The organism is Pedococcus sp. (genome assembly GCF_036554925.1).
Classification (GTDB): Bacteria; Actinomycetota; Actinomycetes; order Actinomycetales; family Dermatophilaceae; genus Pedococcus_A.
The window spans coordinates 1-4,835 of record NZ_DATBMI010000116.1; the positions used below are offsets into that span (position 1 = coordinate 1).

Consider the following 4,835-nt stretch of genomic DNA (forward strand, 5'->3'; position numbering starts at 1 on the left):
GGATCGAGGCCGGCCTGTACGCGGCGGAGCGGCTGCGCGCGGCCGAGGAGTCGAACGAGCAGATGCAAATCCCGCTGCGGCGTGACCTCGAATGGATCGGCCGCGACGGCGAGCGGGCCAAGAACCACCTGCTGGAGGCGAACCTGCGGCTCGTGGTGTCGCTGGCCAAGCGGTACACCGGGCGCGGCATGGCCTTCCTCGACCTCATCCAGGAGGGCAACCTCGGCCTCATCCGCGCCGTCGAGAAGTTCGACTACACCAAGGGCTACAAGTTCTCGACCTACGCCACGTGGTGGATCCGCCAGGCCATCACCCGCGCCATGGCCGACCAGGCCCGCACCATCCGCATCCCGGTGCACATGGTCGAGGTCATCAACAAGCTGGCCCGTGTCCAGCGCCAGATGCTGCAGGACCTCGGCCGTGAGCCCACCCCGGAGGAGCTCGCCAAGGAGCTCGACATGACCCCTGAGAAGGTCGTCGAGGTCCAGAAGTACGGCCGGGAGCCGATCTCGCTGCACACCCCGCTCGGTGAGGACGGCGACTCGGAGTTCGGCGACCTCATCGAGGACTCCGAGGCGGTCGTGCCGGCCGACGCCGTCAGCTTCACCCTGCTGCAGGAGCAGCTGCACAGCGTCCTCGACACGCTCTCCGAGCGCGAGGCCGGCGTCGTCTCGATGCGCTTCGGCCTGACCGACGGCCAGCCGAAGACGCTCGACGAGATCGGCAAGGTCTACGGCGTCACCCGCGAGCGGATCCGCCAGATCGAGTCCAAGACGATGAGCAAGCTGCGCCACCCGTCGCGCTCCCAGGTGCTGCGCGACTACCTGGACTGACCTCGCTCGACCGCGCGCACGCGGCATACGGCAGCGCAGTGGCCCGGGACGCTCGTCCCGGGCCACTGTCGTCGTTCGCGGCGGGGCGTCGGGCGCCAACGACGACCCGGGTGTGCCGTGGGGTCGCCTCAGTGCGGGTCCCGCCCCGCGGGTGCTCGTCGAGCGCGGCGCTCCGGGGAGCCGGGTGGGGGGTGCCGCTCCACCAAAGTGATGACCCGCTGAGCGGAGGAGTCACCCCGCTGCAGCGGGTGGTGGTCCACGGGCGGGCCGCACGATGAGCCATGAGCGTGGCGGGTCGATGGCGCATCGTGTGGTGCGGCCTCGTGGTGCTCATGGTCGGCGGGTGCCTGACTGCGGCCACCTTCCACCGGGAGCTGCGGCTGAGCCCGGCCACGGTCCAGGTCCTCCTCAACGCGGTGCTGGCCACCGTTGCGGTGGTGATGGTGGGGGCGGCCTACTACACGCTGCGGCTCGGCCGACGCTGAGGGAGTCGCCCGATGACGTGATCGCGAGCGTCAGCCGCGGCGGTCGAGACGCGCGCGCAGCTGCGACCAGAGGCCGGTCAGGGCGCCAGCGACGGCGGCCCGTCGCTCGCGCCACTCGGAGAGACCGTCCTGGGGGAGCCACAGGGCCCGCATCCGGTCACGCCGACGCCGCACGGCCGACACGGCGTGCACGACACGCTGGCTGTCCTCCCGGATGTCGAGCAGGGTCGACCCGGGGCGGGCGTAGCGCGCGTCCTCGACTGCTTTGACGACGCGACGCAGGGACTCCACCTCGGGCCCCTCCAGGTAGGCCTCGCGCTGGTAGAAGCCGCCGGCCTGTCGCGGGGTGCTGCCGCGGGGCGCGACCACGCCGAGGTCGCCGATGCGCTCGACCATCGCCTGCCACTCCACCTCGACCCGTCGGGCGTCGTCAGGGGCGTCCCGAAGGCGGCGGCGCAGGCGCACCCTGGCCGCGAGCGGGACGGCCAGCGCGCCGAGCACGCCGGCCACCAGGCCGAGCACGACCCACCCCAGCACGGTGAGTCGTCCCGACTCCCACCACCGGGTGAGGAACCCGGTGTCCGCGGCGGCAGACGGGTCGAGCTGCTCCTGCGCGCCGGGGTCGTTGGCACTTCCGTCGCGACGGGTGCTGGTCGTGGCAGACGCCGACGGGCCGGCCGTCTGCTCGGCCCCCGACCCGGGCGCTGGTGCGGCTTCCAAGGAGTACGGAGGTGCCTGGCCGGTGCGCGAGGCAGGGGTCGGCTCGAACCTCAGCCAGCCGACCCCGTCGAAGTACAGCTCGGGCCAGGCGTGGGCGTCGGCCGCCCGCACCGTGTAGACGCCGCGCTCCAGGACGCCCGGGAGGAAGCCGATGGCCATGCGGGCGGGAATCCCCTGGGCCCGGGCGAGCATCACCATGGCGGTGGCGAACTGCACGCAGTAACCCGTCCTGGTCGTCAGGAAGTGGGTGATGGGGTCGTACTGCACGAGGCGGCCGTTCTCGTCGCGAACCGGCCCCGAGAGCTCCAGGGAGTAGGTGTACGCGGTGCTGCGGAAGTGCTCCTGGATGGCGAGGGCGGCCTCGATCCGCGTGGCACCGTCCGGCACCACCTCGTCGGCCAGGGCCAGCACGGCCTCCGAGGAGGCGTCGTCGATGCGCAGCGCGTTGGCGCGCTGGACGTCGCTGAACCGGTCCGCGGGGGGCTGCTCGAGCAGCGCGCGTGGCGGACGCAGGTCGACGTAGTCCATCGTGTAGGACTCCGCCGTCCGGTTGACCCGCGCCACCTGGGTCTCGGAGTCGAGACCCCACGGGACGCCGTCGAGGTCCCCGTCGACGAGGGGGTAGGGCGCTGCGATCTGCGGCGCCTCGAGACGGGAGCTGTCGACGCTGATGCGGAAGCGCTCGCGTGGAACGCTGTCGGACAGCTCTTCGGGCAGCCTGACCTCGGGCTGGCGGCTGAAGTCGACGGACCCGCGGTCCGGAGTCCACTCGTCGCCGCGGTAGGTGGTGAGCACGCCGACCCTCAGCGGCGCCGGGGTGGGTGCCGTCGTCGTGTAGGACATGATCGCCGCCTGGGAGCGGTCGTTCAGGCTGCGGGTGAGGTCCAGGGTGGTGTTGAGGCCGAGCCGGCCGTCGGTGAAACCCGTGGCGTCCGTGGCGCGGCCGAGGCCGTCGACGAGGTAGCGGGTGGGCAGGTGCGGCATCACACCGGGAAGTGCCACCGCTGCCACGAGGGCCACGATGCCCAGGGTCCGGCCCAGCGCGGCGAAGCCGAACGTGCCTGCCTGGTCGTCGCTGCTGCGACCCCTGGTCGCCATCGGCGTGGTCGTGCTCCAGCGGCGCAGCGACGCGGTGCCCTGCCTGCCGACCATCACGAGCCAGACGGTCGCTGCCAGGACGAAGAAGGCCGGGTGCAGCGAGCTGCCGGAGTTCGACGCCGAGAGGAGGAAGGCGGTCAGCAGGGGCAGGCCCGCCAGGGCAGGGGAGCGGCGCACCACGGCGAGGTGGTCGACGACGATGCCGGTGGCGGCGATCGCCAGGCCGATGCCGAGGATGATGCCGCGGGTCGTGGGCGCCGGGGCCGAGTAGCTCTGGATGGTCTCGCGCGCATCGACGAGCAGGTTGTTGAAGGCCAGGACCATGTCGATGGTGGGCAGGCCGTACCACAGGTGGCCCTGGCCGTAGACGACACCGGCCGCGACGACCACGACGGCGAGCTGGGCCAGCACCACGCCGGTCTTGGACGTGGTCAGGCTGCGGCCGACCAGCCCGCCCAGCATCACGAAGAACACCATGACCAAGGTCGGACGCACCCACGTGTTGGGCGTGAAGAGCGTTGTCAGCGGCCAGCTGACCACTGCGGTGGCGAGGCCTGCCAACAGGGTCTCGGGCAGGCGGATGCGGCTCATGACGTGACCACCGGGCGCGAGGCGCCGGAGACGGCGGCCCAGACCGCCGGGACGGGATCGGCGGCGGTGGCCACGATGACGCTCCAGCCGGCGCTGCGCAGCACCGGCACCGAGCTCAGCTCCTCGGGGACGCTGGGACCGGAGGCCTGCGCGCGACCGCTGCCGAAGCCGCGGGGGTCCAGGACGATCGCCAGCCCGGTGCCGCCCGGCTGGCGCAGCGCCGCCACCTGGCGGGCGAGGTCCTCGTCGAGGTCGGTGGTGATCGCGATGACGAGACCGCCCGCTGCCGTCACGGGGTGGGCGGCATGGAGGACCTCGGCGAACTGCTCGAGCTGGCCGGGGTGCGCGACGGCGAGGACGTCGAGGGCACGGTCGACCTCGATGGCCGACCCGGCACGGCCGTCGTCGGCGGTCTCGTCGGTGATGAGGTGCACGGCGTAGCCCTCCTCGCAGAGGTGGGCCGTGATGGACGCGGCGGCGGTGACCGCCCACTCCAACGAGCTCGTGGCTCCGGTTCCCTTGTGGCCGGAGGCTCGTGAGTCGAGGACGACCACGGCGCGCCGCCGTGCCGGACGGTCTTCCTGGCGCACCATCAGCTCGCCGGTCTTGGCGGTCGCGGGCCAGTGGATCCGGCGAAGGTCGTCCCCATCGCGGTACGAGCGGATCGAGACGTCGTCCTCGCCGTGGAGGGCGACCATGTGGGGGACGGCGCCCTCGGCCCCGATGCCGCTCCCCGGTGGTCGCCCCGCCCCGAGGGCGAGCACCTTGGGCAGGACGAGCACCTCGCCGGAGCCGCTGATGGCGGCCACCCGCGTGCTGAGGCCGAAGGGGTCCCGCAGCCGAACGCCGAGCGGGCCCAGGCGGTGGCGGCCCCGGACGTGCGACCGCACCGTGTAGTGGACCTCCTGCCGGTCGCCGCGACGCAGCCGAGGGATCACGAAGCGCGGGCGGTCGCCCAGGGCGTAGTCGAGCTGCTCCTCCGCCATGATCAGCGGGCTCGTGGACGGGCCGGCGTTGTCGAGGGTCAGCGTGACGATGGACGGCTCGTCGACCTGGACCCGGCCGGGACGGGCCGTGCGGTCGAGGGCGAACCGCAGGTCGTGGCGCC

Annotated in this window: 4 protein-coding genes; 2 read left to right on the plus strand and 2 right to left on the minus strand. The window is 72.7% G+C overall.

Annotated features, from left to right (window positions below):
- The coding region (locus VIB11_RS09600) for an RNA polymerase sigma factor (RefSeq protein ID WP_332030669.1) at positions 1-833 on the plus strand (833 nt) is incomplete at its 5' end.
- 281 nt (positions 834-1,114) lie between these two features.
- Positions 1,115-1,318 carry a hypothetical protein gene (locus tag VIB11_RS09605; RefSeq protein ID WP_332030671.1) on the plus strand — a complete coding sequence of 68 codons (204 nt, stop codon included), beginning with the start codon at positions 1,115-1,117 and terminating at the stop codon, positions 1,316-1,318.
- A 30-nt stretch (positions 1,319-1,348) separates the two neighbouring features.
- Here the strand turns inward: VIB11_RS09605 and VIB11_RS09610 are convergent, their stop codons facing one another.
- Together VIB11_RS09610 and VIB11_RS09615 are read right to left on the minus strand one after the other, a co-directional pair.
- On the minus strand, positions 1,349-3,727 hold the full coding sequence (locus VIB11_RS09610; protein WP_332030673.1) for a DUF3488 and transglutaminase-like domain-containing protein: 2,379 nt from the start codon (positions 3,725-3,727) through the stop codon (positions 1,349-1,351).
- A partial coding sequence (locus VIB11_RS09615) for a DUF58 domain-containing protein (protein ID WP_332030675.1) occupies positions 3,724-4,835 on the minus strand: 1,112 nt, incomplete at its 5' end. The genes VIB11_RS09610 and VIB11_RS09615, both read right to left, overlap by 4 nt.

Excerpts from the sequence above, each read along its gene's own strand:
- VIB11_RS09610 (WP_332030673.1), bottom strand. The coding sequence starts at position 3,727 with ATGAGCCGCATCCGCCTGCCCGAGACCCTGTTGGCAGGCCTCGCCACC.
- VIB11_RS09605 (WP_332030671.1), top strand. The coding sequence starts at position 1,115 with ATGAGCGTGGCGGGTCGATGGCGCATCGTGTGGTGCGGCCTCGTGGTG.